We start from the raw sequence: 17162 nt of genomic DNA on the forward strand, positions 1-17162 counted from the left end.
GCAATTAATTACAAATCATGGATCTGCTTTTCCATTTGGGGTCCTAATTCATACAATGCCCCTATTAATTCTTTTTTTATACTCTTAACGTTCTCTACTATTCCATTGGCCTTATATACCTCTGCAGCTTGGTATAATAAAGCAGGTTCAAAAGTTTTACCATAGACATGATCATTCATAATCTCTAAGGCCTTTTCCTTATCCCCATTTCTTAAATGACTAAATGCCAACCAACTATATGCTTCTGGTGTTGGCCTGTTCATTACTTCCCTTTTTGCCAATTCCAATGCTTTGTCCAGTTGTTCTGTTTCTTCTAAATACAATCCTAGGTTATACGCATTATACATATCGCCATACGCTGAATCTTCTACCAATTTAAAGTAGGTATCCAAGTTTTCTGTACGTATTAAATCATTACCCATATAATCCGCAATTTCCGCTTTCAATAAAAAATAGTCCGGTGCAAGGTATGTTTCGGTAACGGAATCCAATATTCTAAGGGCTTCTTTAGGGTTATTATCATTTGAAAAAAGAATCCAAGCAATTCCTTTTTTAGCATACGCGTTATTTTTGTCAATGGACAATGCTTTTAAATAATGGTCATAAGAATCTTTTATTCTCCCCGCATGCCCATAGTAATCGGCCAAATTGGTGTAACTCCATAACATCAACTCGGTATTTTTAGCAGACTCCGCTTTTTTACTTGCCGTTTCCATAAATTTTATGGTAGTATCCAAATCTCCCTTATAATCGTTCCATTTGGCAAGGCGTATCAAATAACCAAAATCTGACATGTTCCTGATGCTATCCAAATATTTTTCTGCCGTTTGGTAATTACCCAGTTCCATATGAATATCAAAATAAAGACGTTGCCCTTCCAACCTACTGCCATTTATGGCCATAGAAGAATCTGTTAACCGTAACGCTTCCTTAAACCGATGTTGTGAAATATAATTTCTTGCCAAGGACCGGTAGTAACCGGCTTTACCAATAGCAGCAATCTCTACGGCTCTTTTTAAACTTTGCTCAGCTTTTTTAAGAAATTCAATATTTCCCGTTTGCTGAAAATATCTGTTATACTCACCGCCCACTATCCCAAAGCTGGTAAGTTGCATACTGTCCGGTCTAATTTTATTGTTCCATAAATCAAAATATTTAGAGGTTGTTTTTATCTCCTCTACCGCTAAATATTGATTATAATCTTTTTTTTGTGCTACTCCTCCTTCAGTATTCTCTTTAGTACCACAAGAGGATATTAACAGTGTTATGATTAAAAGCCTTACTAATTTCATTAGGTTGTGTTTTATATGGATTGTTTAAAAAAAGGGGAGCCTTTCAACTCCCCTGCCCTTCTCTTTCATAAGCAATTAGGGTTGTGCCAGTCTTATTATATTGTAATAATAAGGTGAAGGCAACTTTTTATTCTGGAGCTCCCAAGTATGGGAAAGTCGTATCTACAGTAGCGGTAAGCCCAACACCGTCTGAAGTTAACCTAGGTAAATCTGCCATGCCGTCATCATTGGTATCCTGACCACTAAATCTTGCACCGTCACCACCACCAAATAATAATATCAAAGAAACATCGATAACATCATCTTGAAGAGTTCTTCCAGTTAAACCAACTGCACCTTCATAATTTGGAGCACCGCTTCCACCGTTAAAATACGTAGTAGGAAGGTTAGGGGCCACTTCAAGAACGTCGTTGGCCAATACCGTTGTCAATACCGTAGCCGTTACCGGATTATTGGTATACCCATCATCTGTAGGTCCGTTTAGAATATCACCTAAAATATTTGGTTCAAAATTTACCGCTTCTGGATCTGCACCTAAAATATTGGCATACACATCATGATAAGCTTCTAACCTTGCCTCAAAGGCGGCTTGAAATGTAGCTTCCATTTCAGAAGGAATGGAAACATTATGCATTTCCTTTGTTGCCTCGTCTGCACTTAATACGGTATTGATACCTGGTCTTCCCATAAAATCTGCCTGAGCATAGGTTCCTGAAAAATCTGGTTCCATAGGCTCCATAGCATCTTCACATGGTTCACATGTAGAACCTCCACAATCTACTCCGGTTTCATCACCGTTCATTATTCCATCATCACAAGTTGGGGTATCTACCACTGGTTGTGTATTATCATCATCATCGCTACAAGAGGCAAGAGCCACTATTGCACAAAGAGATAAAAACGTATATTTTATATTTTTAAAATTCATTTTATTACTATTTATAAGGTTATTATTGTTTAACATTGGTAGTTACCCATGTCTTGTAAACAGGTAGCTGCAATACATTTACTGCAGAAGTTTCGCCCAACATACTATTAGGAATTTCAATAACGATGGACATTGTGTTGGCACCGTCAAAAGTATCTACTGCGGTATCATCGTCATCATCAGTTGTATTTGGGTCACCGGCCGGTTTAAAACCTAAAGGTGCCGTTCCACCAATTACTTCGTTAAACTGAAAAAAATCAAAGAAAAATGCATCTTGTCTAGGACCTGCAAAAAGCGATACGCCGTCTGCCGTAGTCTCTACAATTGCAGTTTCTGCAGAAATATCCACAGCACCTAATGGTGAATCTACCATAACGGTACCGTTCAACCCGGTCTCGCTAGGTGCTACCGGACCAAAGAAATACATCTTACCATCTCTTGGAATAGCTTGGATAACCAAATCCTCTACTAAATCTCCCGTTCTGTCTATATTGATTTCCATCAATACATTTTCATCAAATGTACCATATGCCAAATCTGGCAGTACACTAGTTTGTAAGTCTACCGCAAACACGGTGTTATCCGAACCTTCTGTAGGTTCAAACGCATAAAAGTCAGCTATATCAGCCGTTGTGTTGGTTACTCCGGGAGCATCAATATGATCTGCCGCAATTAGAAGAACCCCAACTAGGGCCAATGCCCCAAGTCCCATAAATAATTTTGATTTTTTCATTATCTTATTTTTAGATTAGAATCACCCTTATTTACGAGACATTAAACCGAAGGTTCATTTTTATTAAAAAAAAATTAAAATATGATAGAAAATTTCCTAAAATCTAGAACATACCAATCCCATACTTTTAATTTAATAGACTTTTAATAACCTACTTTGCATGAAGTACCTTATAATATTTATCTAACTTTGTATATTAAAATGTGATTGTATGAACCCGTCTGCCTCTGGCTGGATTGATAAATATGGCTCGGTAGTTCTAAAACACCAAAACGCATATCCTTGTTTTGACACCTTATACGCAGCTTTAAGAAAAAATGGATTTGTATATGGTCTTAATGCGGGCATACCCCATTTTATACAAGCTGAACATACTTTATCAGAAGACGAAAAAGCTAAAATAAATTTACTGAACGCCCTATATTTTACCTATAAGCTAGAAACAAAGAGCGTTGACTATGCTTCTTTTATCAATGACGTTTATAAATTTTATGAAATTTTAAAAATTAATAAGGTCGGTTTTTTTGATAAGTTGCTTAGTGGAAATAAGACTTCCGCAAAACTGGAAAAACTGATGGCCTCCCGTATTTATATAGAGGACAACATTTTCAGTAAAACCTTTAACAACTTAATTACCAATTCCTTATTATTTATTGATGTCCTGCTTTTTAAACACTATTTAAACCATACTATTGATTTAAAGACAAAGGCCGAAGAAATTGAATATTTAGCCATAAATATTACTTACCACGCTCTAAGTTCCAGGGAAACCCAAAGAAAGGACAATAAGTTATCTCAATTACTTGCATCTTCATTGACCTATATAGAATGTGGCAGCCATACATTTGATGGTTCTTACAGGGATCAATTACTTAAAAATAAGGATCTATGGGAAAATCGTTATTTGTTGGATATGGCCTGCCTTACAGTTTGGGAAGACCATTCCTTAGATTATACGGAGTCTGATTTTATTTTTGGGATAGGTAAGGATTTGGGCCTTGCAGATGATATTATTATAGCATCTGTTACCCATGTGACGGAGTTTTTTAAACTTAACATGGATACCATTCACTACCTCAAAGAAAAAAACCTGGCACATCAATTTTACGATAGTATGGGTAAAATTGTAAAAAAATTGATTCTTAGAAATAGCAAACGTTTGCTAAAAGAGCTTTCACAAAGTGCAGAATTAGTGGCGTTGTTGTCCAAATCTACGGTGAGGGACTTAACCAACGACGAAAAAAGAAAAGTACAGAACCAATTATTGGATATTTTTAAAAGCATACCCTCCCTAGCTATTTTCATATTGCCCGGTGGCGCTATCTTACTGCCTATTTTTATAAAATTGATTCCTAAATTGCTCCCCTCTGCCTTTGATGAAAACAGGATTGAAGAAGAGGAAAAAGAATAAGTGCTAACACCTTATTTAAGGTTATTCTAACCACAATTTAAAATCCTTGACCTTTTCCCTGCTAACTATAATTTCCAATTGTGGGTTATTGTTGAGTTTAATCTGTAGTCTAGAATTGGTATAGGAGATGATATCTTTAATATAATCCACGTTGACAAAGAACTTACGACTGACCCTAAAAAATTGTTGTGGTTTCAATTCTTGTTCTAACTGCTCCAAGGTAGTATCCAATAAATAATTACGACCATCTTTGGTTGCCGCGTACGTTCCTTTATTTTCACTAAAAAAACTTTCTACATCTTCGGCATTGATTATTTTTAAATGCTGACCTACCTTGGCCGTAAACCTTTTTTTGTATTCCCTTTCTAACGGGTTGACCAGAAGCTTTTTTATATCCTCAAAATTTAAGGCCAGGGTATTGGGTTCCACCGCTGTTTTGAACCGGATGCGGTATTTGTTCACCGCTTGTTCCAAATCCTCATCATCAATAGGTTTAAGTATATAATCAATACTGTTCAATTTAAAGGCTTGCAAGGCATATTCATCAAAAGCCGTAGTAAATATAATGGCACTGTGCACCTCTATAACATCAAAAATTTCAAAAGAGAGCCCATCAGAAAGCTGAATATCCAAAAATATTAAATCTGGGTGCTCGTTGTTCTGAAACCATTCTATGGCTTCTTCAACGGAATGTAACATCATAGAGACGTTTACATCTAAATCTTCTAACATTCTGCTTAACCTACGTGCAGCAGGTTTTTCATCTTCTATGATTATGGTTTTCATAACTCGTCTTGTAGTATTTGGTTGATTTTAGCTTGCTCCCAATCTCTTAAAGCTTTTGGTTTTAACTTTTTCCAATTAATGATTTTGACCTTAAAGACCACCAAACCATGAATTAGAAGGATTACTGACCAAATTATAGGTATGCTCAACATATTCCATGCTATCCATTCCTTAAAACCTGGTTCTATGGCAGCACTGTTCAAAAACCATTTAAAAATATCGGCTTTTATAATGAATACCATTATGGTCGTTATACTAAACAGTTTAAGGTGTTGATAAAAATCCTTTATCCGTGCCACGCGCTTTCTAGCCGCTATCAAGTCCTGTGTTATTGTTGTTCCAGTACTCATTCTACAAATACCTATCGGCGTCTTGTTTATCTTTTTCTACGTATTTCCGTATTTGTCGCTCTTCCCAATCTTTTGAAAAGAAAACGCTAAAACCATACACTTTTGCGGCATGAAACGCCAAGCCTATACCCCAAAATATTGGAGTTGATAGTGTACCTACGTTAAAAAATGCTTCTGTAAATGATTCACCTCCACTCATTCTAGCTACCGTTACCGTTGTAGCAATAAATGCGTTTACTAATATATAGACAATTAAGTGTATATAAAATCCTTTTAGCTCTTTTACCTTATTACGAGCCCTTATTAATTTATCGTTCTGTTCAAATTCGTTTAATTCCATCGCTGTTTATTTTCTTCTTGATTTAAAAATTCCTTCATTTTTCTTTCTTCCCAATCACGCCCCAAGAAAGGATTAAAGTTATATATTTTAATTGCCTTTAAAAATAGGCTAATGCTTAGCCCAAAAACCACCCAAAGAAACCAAGCATAGCGCCACTCATTTAGATAATAGTTTATTGCGGCAACGATAATGATCGTAACTATGGCCGACGTCACCTTTGAATAAAAGGTCTTAATTTCTTCTACCCGTTCTTTTGCTCTTTGTAATTTTACATTGTCCATGATCTATAGTTTTTTAGATTACGATTCTTGCATAAATTCTTTGATCTTTTTCTCTTCCCACTTCTTACCAAATATGGGATTATAACCGTAAGCGCACAAACCATTAATTACTAACCCTGTTCCCCATCCTAGAGCAGGAAATATGGCCCAAGGAAATTCTGTGGTCCTATAGTTAATGTAAACAAGCACCGGTATTACAATGCAGTATGCCAAGAGATTACCATAAAAACCCTTAATTGCCTCTACCTTTTCTTTTGCTTTTTGATATTTATAATTTTGGTCGTTTGTAAATTTTGTTTCCATCTTCAAAGTTTTTAAAATTAATATTGGTTAATTTCTATACTTCAAATTTCGGTAGTTAGCACTGTTTTTTAAAAATAGAACTACCCAGTTGTAATTTTTTATGACTGAACTGTAGTATCTGTGCTAAATACTCTTGGTCATACTCTATAAACCATTTGCTTTCTTGGTACTTTGTATTTGTTGAGCTACGGTCGCTGCAGGCTATAAATGATATTTTGGAGCAATTATGGGTTTAGTTTCTGTTTCTAATACATTCAATTCTGTAAGGGTAGCAAAGCGAAATTTTCCTTAAATCAGTTTTTTAAGACAATTTTCATATGGATGGATTCTAGAGATGATTCATCCATATAACAGAAATACCTTTTAATAAATATTCTTTTTATTTTGTAACAGCAATAAAACTGATACCTACCATTTTATGGAATAATGCTAGCCGTTTATGGTAATTCATTACTTGCAACGATATCTACTTCATCAATATAATCAATTATATCTCTAGAAGCTGATGCCAACCAGCAGAGCACACTATGTTGTATTCAAAATTTAATTTTCTATTAGTAAGCTTCCTTTAAATAATCAGAAATTTTCATCTTCCATATACTGTTTTATTTTTCTAGCTTCCCAATTTCTACCAAACAAAGGATTATACCCATACGCCTTTAAACCGTGCCCCACTAAACCAATACCCCAACCAATCATAGGAAATATGACCCAAACAAAGCTCGTTGTCCTGTAATTTATATAGGCCAAAAATGGAATAACAATACAATAAGAAATTAGGTTACCATAAAACCCTTTAATTAACTCTACACGCTCTTTTGCCTTTTCATACCGTTTGCTACTTATAAACGTTTCTTGAGTTTCCTTAAAGGCAACTTCATTAGTCAACATGGGGAGTCTTACCTTAAACTCTATATCGTTTTTAAAGATTTGCATTTCTTCTTTTGTAAGTATGGCATACCGCTGTCTAATATTTTGTAACCCTACCCCACTACTCTTTTTTACTACCTGTTTTTCCTGTAGATTGTTGCTTACATACAAATAGTTACCCTCCTCATAAATTTTGATATGAAGGGGTTTTGCAGAAGTTACAATATTGTGTTTCACCGCATTTTCTAAAAGTAACTGAAGTGATAATGGAACTATTTTAGCTTCGGGGTTTAACGCCTTTTCTGGAATTTCAAAAATGATACTGTCTTCAAAACGCATTTTTAACAAACGCACATAGGTTCTTGCAAATTTTAGTTCCTCATCTACTGATATGAGGTTTTTACTTTTCTGCTCCAAAACATATCTATAGACTTTAGATAAGGAAGTTGTAAATTTTTGAGCCTGATCGGGGTCTTCCTCTATTAAACTGGTCAATACATTTAAACTATTGAATAAAAAATGGGGGTCCAATTGATTTTTAAGGGCATCGAATTTTGCTGATGCCGACCCTGCAATAATCTTTTGTTCCTTTACCTTAGTATCTTGCAGCGCCTTATAAAAGTAAAAAGCATGTAAAAAGAGTGAAATGATAAGGGTAATCACCAAAATCATTACATAATGCATTGGACTTTCATTTGCCAGAAATTTGCTAAAATCCGTCCCAAAAATAACTACTTGTATAAACCATCTTAATAAAGCAAATGCAATTATGGTCAACAGAATAGAACCTAATGCACCATACCACAAACGCTTTTGAGTACTCTTTTCCCAGCTATATATTGTAGAAATGTATTGGTTGTAATAAGCATTTACAAAAGTGAGAACAAATGAATAAAGAAAAGTGATTCCTGCAAACTGCATTTCCCCAAACAAGGTTATATGGTTCCAATCAGCAAATAGTAGATTAATGATTACAATGATAAGGGTTAAGATTATCCCTATTTTCAACACTTTTAAAAAATTACCCATTCCCTTTATCAATTAAGATTATGCTTAATGCAGTCTACCTCTCCCAAACATTTTAAAAATAGGTATTTGTTTTTAAACCTGATTTCTAGTCTTGGATTATAATAGCAACTTTAAAAGTGCAATCCTTTTATAAAAACAAAAAAAATTACAGTCCGAAATGTCAAAAATGACCTCCGAACTGTAATTAGGGTTGGTTGCTTGGTTGTTTGGTTGTATTAACTTGTAAAGGTAAAACTAGGTAGTTTAATGATTTCACCACCTTTCATTGCAGATTCATGAGACAAAATACCGACACAGGTTATGTTGGCAGATTGTCTTGCATTTGGGTATGGCGATGTTCCTTGTATTAAACTATCTACAAAAGCGTGTACTAAATGTGGATGTGAGCCACCGTGCCCCGCACCTTGGGTAAATGACAAATGCTGATTATCATCTTCATCATAAACACCTTGGGTAGTAAACGACTGAATTTCCTTAGGCAACAATTTTGCAAAATCCGGACTATCAATTTCTTCTGGAATTTCCGGCTCAGGTTTTTTAGCGGTATGGACCACTAAAGGCTTACCTTCTATCAACGGCCATTCTACTGATTTTTTGGAACCGTACACCTCTATGCTCTCCCTGTATTGTCTGGCTACATCAAAAAGTGAGCGATACACCTGTGCGCTCAAATCTGAATTTCTAAACTTTATGTGGGTGGTTTCTACCGCATACGGAGAGTTATATTCCTTTATAAGCTCTTCACGAATAGTTCCTGAACCAAAACATGACACATATTCCGCTTCATCCCTTGTAAGCCCTAAAACCGGGCCAACACAATGTGTTGCATAATGCATTGGCGGTAAACCAGGCCAGTAATTTGGCCAACCGTCCATATCCTGTTGGTGACTTGCTTTTAAAAACTGCGCCTTGCCTAATTCTCCATTATCATACAGCTCTTTCATATAGAGAAATTCGCGAGCATAGACCACAGTTTCCATCATCATATAGGTAAGCCCCGTTTCTTCGGTCAGTTCCACTATTTGCTTACATTCTTCAACAGTAGTTGCCATGGGTACGGTACAGGCTACATGTTTACCTGCCTTTAAAGCCATAATAGATTGCTCCCCATGGTTGGGAATTGGTGTGTTAATATGTACAGCGTCTATTTCATCGTCCTTTAACAACTCTTCATAAGAAGTATATCTTTTATCGATATTAAATGCATTGGCAATCTCATTTAGTTTCGCTTCATTTCGTTGGCAAACGGCTACCAATTCTGCATTGGGATGCTTTTTGTAAATAGGGATAAATTCTGCCCCAAAGCCAAGACCTATTATGGCCACTTTTATTTTCCTTTCGCTCATTATATTGTACTTAATCGTTAAACGTTTCTTTTAAAAATTTTAATCCTTCTTTTGCAAAACTATCCTGATCATCGGCTAATTTTTTCCAAATATTTACCGCTGCGGCCAACTCCTTTATTTCTGGAGTAAAACTTTCAATGACCAATGCTCCGTTATAATTGACATCCTTTAAACCCGCTGCAAAATCTTGCCAAGGGGTAAGTCCAGAGCCCGGTATTCCCCTATGGTTCTCGGAAACTTGTACATGTATTAGTTTATCACCTACGGTATTAATAGCGTCACGAATGTTTTTCTCTTCTATGGTCATATGAAAACCATCCAAGGCCACCTTAACGGCGTTATGATTAATATCACCAATTAAACGCATGACATCGGCTGCAGTATTTATTAGGTCAGACTCAAACCGGTTTAATGGTTCCAATGCAATTTGTAAGTCATACTCTTGAGCTATAGATGCAAGTTTTCTTAAATTGGTAACTGACCTTTCCCATTCTAATTTACGTTGCTCATCTGTTGCCAACCTGGCCTTACCAACAGCTGCATATAGCGGCCCGGCTACAAAGTCAACTTCCAATGCCTTGGCATGTTCAAAACATGTTTTGGCAAATTCAAAACAATTTTCATAAAGACTAGGGTCATCTGCGGTCAAATCCTTGTCGTCACCGAAGACAACACAAACAGATGCCTTTAATCCATTATCCTTCAAGGCTTGCTTTACTTGAGAAATATCTATTAAAGAAGGGTTCTCCAACGGAATTTCCACTAGATCAAAACCCATTTGTTTTATTTTGGGAAATAACGCAATTGATTGGGTCGTAAAAGGCGACTGCCACAACCAAGTACTTACCCCAAGTGTTATTTTACTATTCATGTATTATTGTATTACTCCATATTTACTCAACGATCATAACCCCTTGCATTATTCTCCAATGCCCTGGAAACGTACAAATGAAAGGATACTCACCCGGCGTAGTAGGAGCCTTGAATTTTAACGTATAGGTTTCATCTGGATTTAACAATGGCGTTGCATAGAGCACATCACTGACCTGAGGTACATAGTTCAACTGTGCGGCATTAGGATCTGCGGCCATTTTATCCGCTGCCTTGCCAACCACTTCCTTTTTACCAGGTTTGGTGATTACAAGATTATGTTGCATAAAATCCGGATTATCCAAAACCAAAGACACATGCTCACCGGCCTTTACCCTAAACTCGGTCACATCATATTTCATTTCGTTGGTAATGGTCTTCATCTGCACTATCTTGGTTTTAACATCTTCCTCCTCATTATTCATGGAATCAGTAGCGGTTTCGCCATAATACTTCATCAACAATATGGCAATATCCGTATTGGAATAGGTTTTTACTACCTGATCCGTATTGTTTTTTTCTACCATGTATTTCCATTGGCCATTGATTCTGACCACTTCATCACCAGATTTAACATAGAGCTGCCAATAATTGCCATAAATACCACCTTCACCACCATTATCCTCTACCCTAACAGCAATAGTGTTTTTCCCAGGTTTTAAAACTCCTTTAGGAATATCATAGGTTCTACTGGAACCATAACTGGAAGCCATACCACCTACTTCAACTCCATTAACATAAGTAATATCAGAATCATCAATTGGCCCTAAGGAAAGAATACTTGCATTTTTGGCCATTGCAGCTGAAACATTAACTTCTTTTCTAAACCATATTACCCCATCTATATCCAAGCCTGCATCTTCTATATATTGAGGAATTTCCATGGTCTCCCAGCCACTATCATTAAAAGTGGGCGAACTAAAATCGCTAACCTCGTTACTAGGTTTCTCAAACCCGGGATTTGCTTCGTTAAATGCATTTAAATAACCGCTTACATGTTTTGCCGCTGCAGCATAAAGTGCTTTAAATAACCATTGGTCATTGATTACAGCTTCATTTTTACCAAGGTCAACTAGCAATGATCCCACTTTTTGTGATGATGGTCTACTCGTAAAATAAATAAGCGCGGATAATTGAACATTGGGATCACGATCGTTCAAGGTATTGGCCTTAAACAGAGCATCATCCGTGTCATCGTTTTTTGGCAGTATTTGTATAGCCGCCTTACGTACGGCAGCTGCTTTATGATATAAGGCCCCTTTAATAACACCTAGGGCGTTTTTATCGGTTTGTAATGCATCTAGACCATCAATGGTCCAAAGGGCATGCATGGCCGCATTGTTTAAACCTTCCCCATCTATTTGTTTATTGTTCACCAGTTTATAAAGTGCGTTCAATACATCGGTCTCTCCTCTCTCTACCAACAAACGCTGGGCCGTTAATCTCCAGAACTGGTTATCGCTTTCCAATGCTTCAAGCAATGCATCTGGATCATCCTTTGACAATTGCTGTTCTTCATATTCAAAATCATGTTTGGGCACTATACGCCAGATTCTTCCATGTCCCTTATCACGTAACGGATTAACATATGCGTTACCATCTCCGTTTTCAGCATCATAACCACCTCTTTTAGTATTTGGCGTTGGGTTATGTTGAATAATAAAATTATACCAGTCCGCTATCCAAACTGCACCATCCGGACCTGTTTTGGCATCTACGGGTGAACTCCACTCGTCAGATGAGGCAAAAAGATTCCCGGCATCCTCTTCTAAATAGCCGGCACCATTTTTTACAATTCTAGCTTGATGCACTACCCCACCGGTGGGCTCACAAACAAAGGCTATACGGTTCCAGTATTCTTTAGGATATTCCCTAGCGGTATAGAAATGATGCCCGGCTGCCGCTGTAAATCCGCCAAAGACATCTACCTGCCTAACATTTGGGGTTATGGGTTGCATAAAATAATGACCGTCTATTTTTGCACTACCATCTTTACCTATACCTTCTACATGTTCCATGGTAGCATTAGGAATTCCTACAAATACGCTATGGGTATTATTAGCCGTAGATGCAAAAATTGAATTGTCCTCTGTAAGGCCCAAGCCCCATGTATTATTACTTGTATTGGTCAATACCTCAAAAAACTTCTTTTCTGGCTGAAACCTATATACATTTTGACCGAATTTATATTCCTCGCCAAAAATGTTTCCTTTAAACCCAGAGTAACCTACAACCCCATATAAATTGTTATCAATTCCGTATTGTAGATTAGATGGTCCGGCATGAGTATCGTAGATACCCCAACCATCAATAAGCACTTCTTTTACATCCGCTTTATCATCACCATCTGTATCCTTTAGAAAAATAAAATGTGGTGCCTGAGAAACTACTATGCCACCATTATAAAATGTAAAGCTTGTTGGTATATTTAATTTATCCGCAAAGACAGTAACCTTATCTGCCTTACCATCACCATTGGTATCTTCTAAAATTTTTACTTTGTCATCTCCCTCACTATTATCATTTCTGACCGTATTGGGGTAATCTACGGTTTCAATGACCCACAGTCTACCTTTTTCGTCCCAATTCATTGCAATTGGGTTAATAATATCTGGCTCAGATGCAAATAACTCTATATCAAAACCAGCAGGTACTTGTATGAATTTTTTTGATTCCTCCGGAGATAATGGTAATTGATATTTAGGTGCAGGATCACGTTTTTCATAATTAGGAATGTTTGCGCGTTCCTCATAGGTCAAGGTTGGCATATCTTTCATAAAACCTTCCCAGTTCTTTTTTACTTTATCATCTACCGCCCAAAGTATACCTGCCTTTACCAATTCATGAAATCCTTTGTTTTGCCATGAGCGTTCATCATGTCCATAGGCCGTATAAAATACCTTGCCTTCTCCTACCTGTTTTACCCATGTCCAAGGCTCTCTATGCCCCTCTTCGACCCGTTCCATCAATACCGTGATGTCATCGGCTATTTTATCATGAACATACGTTTCGTCCCAAGTTTCAAAAGGTGCTAAATCTTTTGTAATAGGATGTTGTTTATCCGTTATTTCCGCTATAAATGTCCCTGTCTCATGACTTTTAAATTGCGCCCCTACCAAATTGATATATTCCGGAGAATTCTTGAAACAGAAACTGGCGGAATGGATGGGAATAAATGCATTACCCGCTTTGACAAAATTTAGTAAGGCATTTTCTTGGGCTTTACTTATTTCTTCGTGATTGGCGTAGATAATTAACCCGTCATATTTAGAAAGGTTTTCCGCGTTTAGGTCAGATGGTTTTTCCGTATAGGTAATATTGATACCATCCTTAGTTAAGGCCGATGCCAAAATGGGAAAATATTCACTTGAATTATGATGCTCCAACTCATGTCCTAGAAATAAAAGTTCTATCCTGCGTGGAGCGTTGTCCTCATATTTCTTTTGAGTTGGCGAACATGCCGCAAAAAACAAAAGTATTAGGACAATTTTGAATAATTGGTAATTGGTTTTCATAGGGAGCGATATTTTGTTGTCTCAATATTACGTAAAATTGTATCGTAGAAATCACTCTTATTTACCACATACTGACTGTATTTTATCATTACATTTTATAAATGAACATTTTATTGATAAATTAGTATGCAATTATACTTATTTAGATAATTATTGCTACATGAAATCTGCCCTTCAAAAATCCCCTATTCCAGAAACCAAGGCCTATTTGGCAAGGAGGTTGAACGAACCTGTTTTTGACCCCCATTGGCATTTTCATTCAGAATACCAGCTGTTTTTGGTTTTAGAAGGTAGTGGCACTAGGTTTATTGGCGATAGTGTTAAATCTTATAAAGCGGGCGATATTACCCTGACCGGACCTAACCTACCCCATATGTGGCGTAGTGAACATATTCACGAACAGGAAAAAAACATTGCATGGTCCAAGGGGGTAGTCATTTATTTCCATGAAAACTTTTTAGGGGAAAACTTATTGAAAACCGATGAAGCCATACGATTAAGACAGGTCTTTCACAAAAGTCTTAGAGGAATGGAATTTACCGCCGCTACGGCAATTACATTACAAAAGCTAATGTTAGCGCTTTTGGACAAAGATGGTTTTGAAGGAATTCTGCACCTTTTAAAAATTTTAGATTTTATAAGCCAAACCAAAGAATATACTATTCTTGCGAGCCCAGGTTATACCAATTCATTACGGGAAGCCGATACACAGCGTATGTTCAATGTCTATGCCTTTGTAATGAATAATTTTAAACGTAAAATGACCCTGCATGAATTGGCTCAACTAACCAATATGACGCCTACCTCTTTTAGTAGATATTTTAAACTGCATGCCAATAAATCATTTTCAGAATTTGTGAGCGAAATACGTATAGGCCATGCGTGCAAATTACTTATAGAACAAAAAATGAATGTATCGCAAGCCTGTTATGAAAGTGGGTTTTCTACCTTATCCAATTTCAATAAACAGTTTAAAGCTATAACCCAACGCACTCCCCTAGCGTATAAAAAGGAATATGAGGTTTACTAAGAAATTTATAGTTTAACCGTATTCCTTTTTAAAATTAACTAACCATTCTGAGAGTCTATAACCGCACTTAAAAGAATTTTTACTACTTACCTACCAATCATAAAACAAAAGCCTATGTTTTTGGAAAGAATGTTTTAGGTTTTGTTTGCGAACTTACGAACAAGCCACCGGTAGTTGTAGTAAATACAAGCTTATTCTGATGAAAAATATCTGATTTACGTTCGCCATTTTCATACCAAATACATTCTACATAACTATGATTTTGTACCACTCCAAATAAACCGTCCTTTTTAGAAATATATTTTAATACTTGCATTTTAGGGGCGTTGAGCAACCCTTTAGACTTTACCCAATCACCTGGTTTAAATTTTCTAGTCATCTTACTACCTTTTAATGATTAAACATTTTGGTAGTAAGGAGGCCAAATGGCCTCCTATTATACCACTAATTAAATTGTACTTAAGAAATTTGAATATTTCTTGCAGGTTTTTGCTTTGCTTCTTCTTTTTTTGGTAAAAGAATGCTTAAGATACCCTCCTTATAATTTGCATTGATTTTATCATCATCTACAGTTTCGGGCAAGGTAAACGACCTTTTAAAGGAAGCATATCCAAATTCCCTACGGGTATAATTAGCGTTATTCTCTTCCTTATCTTCTTTTGTATCTGTAGAAATGGAGAGAACTTGGTTATCTAAATCTATATGAAAGTCAGATTTTTTTAGACCTGGCACAGCCATTTCCACCATAAAGGCATCTGCAGTTTCTTTAATATTTACCTTAGGTAAGGTTATACCGGTATTAAAATTAGAAGTAAATACCGAGGGTAAATCCCTATTAAATAGATCATCGATCCAATTAGACCATAGCGGGAAGTTTACATTTGAATTAGTGTTTGTTAAACTTCCGTTTTTAGGAACAGTTACTAAATTGCTCATAATTACAAAATTTTAAGTTAAACATTATTTCAAATTTGAAATCATAATGATTTCAATATTCTTATTGCAAAAAAAATACCAAACCTTGGTTTCAATACACTATCAGAATACTATTTAAAAAACGCTGTCAAATTATCAGAGCTATTGTCAAATTTTCTGTTTTTAAAAATGTCAGATTGGCATTTTTAAATGACATATTTTAGGTAGAAATATGGGGCTCTACTTATTCCCGTTCACTTGATAAAAAATTAATCAAGTTATTTAAATTTAAGACCATACATTTATAAGATAAAGGCCTTATTCTATTTTATTGAAAGGTTAAAACTACTATAATCCACAAAGGCCACAATTCTTTTAATGAACTCAAAAAAACCTGTATATATAACCATTATTATTCCTTGCTTCAACGAAGAGGACCATATTAGGCATACTTTAGAAAAGATTTTTTCTAATATTCTGGACTACACTGACTATTTTTTTAATATCCTAGTATTGGATGATTCCAGTACGGATAACTCCCTGTTTATTTTAAATCAATTGGCCCCAAACTTCCCTTTAACGATTCAAATTTTACAGAACCCATCCAATATGGGCATTGTAGAATCGACCAAAATTCTATTAGAGGCTGCATTACATACAAATGCCGATTATATTATTAAAAGTGATATGGATGCCGATGTTCCACATGATAAAATTTTAAGGCTTTTTCTAAGTGAACTACAAATGAATACTGTTGATAAAATTCAAGTGATCATTGGTGAACGATATATTACGGACAAAAGTACCATGTCTACCCTTGAAGTTTCCCAGCAACAGAAAATGACAACATATCTTAGTAAACATTTTAGGGATTTAAATTATAACCCGGTTTCATCTGGGGTACTTTTTTTTAGCAAGTCGGCTATAAAAACGTTGTTAGCACTCAAGATTGTAACATCTTATAACCTAAGGTGGGGCTTGGACTTTTTACTGCCTTTACTGGCCCACAAACTAAGAATGAACATTAAAAAAATTGACATCTCCCAAGGAAATTACTTTCCAGAGCGCCGCACTGATAGTAAAATTAAAGCTCAATATGCAGCGTATTACCAAGTTTTAGAACTCATTGAAAATTGGAAAGAATAAAGGTTGCAACGCTCCGT

The 17162-nt window shown here is 36.0% G+C and carries 17 protein-coding genes; 3 read left to right on the forward strand and 14 right to left on the reverse strand.

Features of this window, described 5'->3' with window-relative positions; all coding sequences use genetic code 11:
- Positions 1-8: 8 nt before the first annotated feature.
- The 3 genes from ABVM52_RS00670 to ABVM52_RS00680 form a co-directional block, all read right to left on the reverse strand.
- Complete coding sequence (locus ABVM52_RS00670; RefSeq protein ID WP_405382698.1) at positions 9-1292, reverse strand: tetratricopeptide repeat protein; 1284 nt, start codon at positions 1290-1292, stop codon at positions 9-11.
- A 127-nt stretch (positions 1293-1419) separates the two neighbouring features.
- Positions 1420-2220 carry a DUF4331 family protein gene (locus ABVM52_RS00675; RefSeq protein WP_405382700.1) on the reverse strand — a complete coding sequence of 267 codons (801 nt, stop codon included), beginning with the start codon at positions 2218-2220 and terminating at the stop codon, positions 1420-1422.
- A gap of 22 nt (positions 2221-2242) precedes the next feature.
- Entirely contained in the window at positions 2243-2953 is a 711-nt protein-coding gene (locus ABVM52_RS00680; protein WP_405382702.1) for a DUF4331 family protein, read from the reverse strand.
- Positions 2954-3164: 211 nt separating this feature from the next.
- Between ABVM52_RS00680 and ABVM52_RS00685 the strand changes: the two genes are divergently transcribed.
- Positions 3165-4364 carry an LETM1-related biofilm-associated protein gene (locus ABVM52_RS00685; protein ID WP_405382704.1) on the forward strand — a complete coding sequence of 400 codons (1200 nt, stop codon included), beginning with the start codon at positions 3165-3167 and terminating at the stop codon, positions 4362-4364.
- Between the two features lie 21 nt (positions 4365-4385).
- Here ABVM52_RS00685 and ABVM52_RS00690 read toward each other — a convergent pair whose 3' ends face one another.
- The 9 genes from ABVM52_RS00690 to ABVM52_RS00730 all read right to left on the reverse strand — a co-directional run bounded on the left by ABVM52_RS00690 (position 4386) and on the right by ABVM52_RS00730 (position 14054).
- On the reverse strand, positions 4386-5150 hold the full coding sequence (locus tag ABVM52_RS00690; protein ID WP_405382706.1) for a LytR/AlgR family response regulator transcription factor: 765 nt from the start codon (positions 5148-5150) through the stop codon (positions 4386-4388).
- On the reverse strand, positions 5147-5500 hold the full coding sequence (locus tag ABVM52_RS00695; RefSeq protein ID WP_405382708.1) for a 2TM domain-containing protein: 354 nt from the start codon (positions 5498-5500) through the stop codon (positions 5147-5149). The genes ABVM52_RS00690 and ABVM52_RS00695 overlap by 4 nt, the downstream gene beginning before the upstream one ends.
- A gap of 1 nt (position 5501) precedes the next feature.
- Positions 5502-5840, reverse strand: coding sequence for a 2TM domain-containing protein (locus ABVM52_RS00700; RefSeq protein ID WP_405382710.1), 339 nt, complete (start codon positions 5838-5840; stop codon positions 5502-5504).
- Positions 5831-6121, reverse strand: coding sequence for a 2TM domain-containing protein (locus ABVM52_RS00705; RefSeq protein WP_405382712.1), 291 nt, complete (start codon positions 6119-6121; stop codon positions 5831-5833). Before ABVM52_RS00705 ends, ABVM52_RS00700 begins: the two co-directional genes overlap by 10 nt.
- 18 nt (positions 6122-6139) lie before the next feature.
- A complete protein-coding gene (locus ABVM52_RS00710) occupies positions 6140-6424 on the reverse strand; it encodes a 2TM domain-containing protein (RefSeq protein ID WP_405382714.1) in 285 nt (94 codons plus the stop codon).
- A 576-nt stretch (positions 6425-7000) separates the two neighbouring features.
- Positions 7001-8323 (reverse strand): 2TM domain-containing protein, encoded by a 1323-nt coding sequence (locus ABVM52_RS00715; RefSeq protein ID WP_405382716.1) that lies wholly within the window; start codon positions 8321-8323, stop codon positions 7001-7003.
- A gap of 215 nt (positions 8324-8538) precedes the next feature.
- On the reverse strand, positions 8539-9669 hold the full coding sequence (locus ABVM52_RS00720; RefSeq protein ID WP_405382718.1) for a Gfo/Idh/MocA family protein: 1131 nt from the start codon (positions 9667-9669) through the stop codon (positions 8539-8541).
- A gap of 10 nt (positions 9670-9679) precedes the next feature.
- A complete protein-coding gene (locus ABVM52_RS00725; protein WP_405382720.1) occupies positions 9680-10540 on the reverse strand; it encodes a sugar phosphate isomerase/epimerase family protein in 861 nt (286 codons plus the stop codon).
- Between the two features lie 22 nt (positions 10541-10562).
- The gene (locus ABVM52_RS00730) at positions 10563-14054 is read right to left on the reverse strand and encodes a PVC-type heme-binding CxxCH protein (protein WP_405382722.1); all 3492 of its coding nucleotides are present in this window, start codon (positions 14052-14054) and stop codon (positions 10563-10565) included.
- A 160-nt stretch (positions 14055-14214) separates the two neighbouring features.
- Here ABVM52_RS00730 and ABVM52_RS00735 point away from each other — a divergent pair, with 160 nt between their 5' ends.
- Positions 14215-15084 (forward strand): AraC family transcriptional regulator, encoded by an 870-nt coding sequence (locus ABVM52_RS00735; RefSeq protein WP_405382724.1) that lies wholly within the window; start codon positions 14215-14217, stop codon positions 15082-15084.
- A 112-nt stretch (positions 15085-15196) separates the two neighbouring features.
- Here ABVM52_RS00735 and ABVM52_RS00740 read toward each other — a convergent pair whose 3' ends face one another.
- Together ABVM52_RS00740 and ABVM52_RS00745 are read right to left on the reverse strand one after the other, a co-directional pair.
- Positions 15197-15463, reverse strand: coding sequence for a hypothetical protein (locus tag ABVM52_RS00740; RefSeq protein ID WP_405382726.1), 267 nt, complete (start codon positions 15461-15463; stop codon positions 15197-15199).
- Between the two features lie 80 nt (positions 15464-15543).
- Positions 15544-16020: an Hsp20/alpha crystallin family protein gene (locus ABVM52_RS00745; RefSeq protein ID WP_405382728.1), complete on the reverse strand. Its 477-nt coding sequence runs from the start codon at positions 16018-16020 to the stop codon at positions 15544-15546.
- Positions 16021-16377: 357 nt separating this feature from the next.
- On the opposite strand from ABVM52_RS00745, the gene ABVM52_RS00750 reads away from it, so the two are divergent.
- Positions 16378-17145 carry a glycosyltransferase family 2 protein gene (locus ABVM52_RS00750; RefSeq protein ID WP_405382730.1) on the forward strand — a complete coding sequence of 256 codons (768 nt, stop codon included), beginning with the start codon at positions 16378-16380 and terminating at the stop codon, positions 17143-17145.
- Positions 17146-17162: the final 17 nt, after the last annotated feature.

It is taken from the genome of Maribacter sp. LLG6340-A2 (assembly GCF_045057105.1).
GTDB lineage: Bacteria > Bacteroidota > Bacteroidia > Flavobacteriales > Flavobacteriaceae > Maribacter.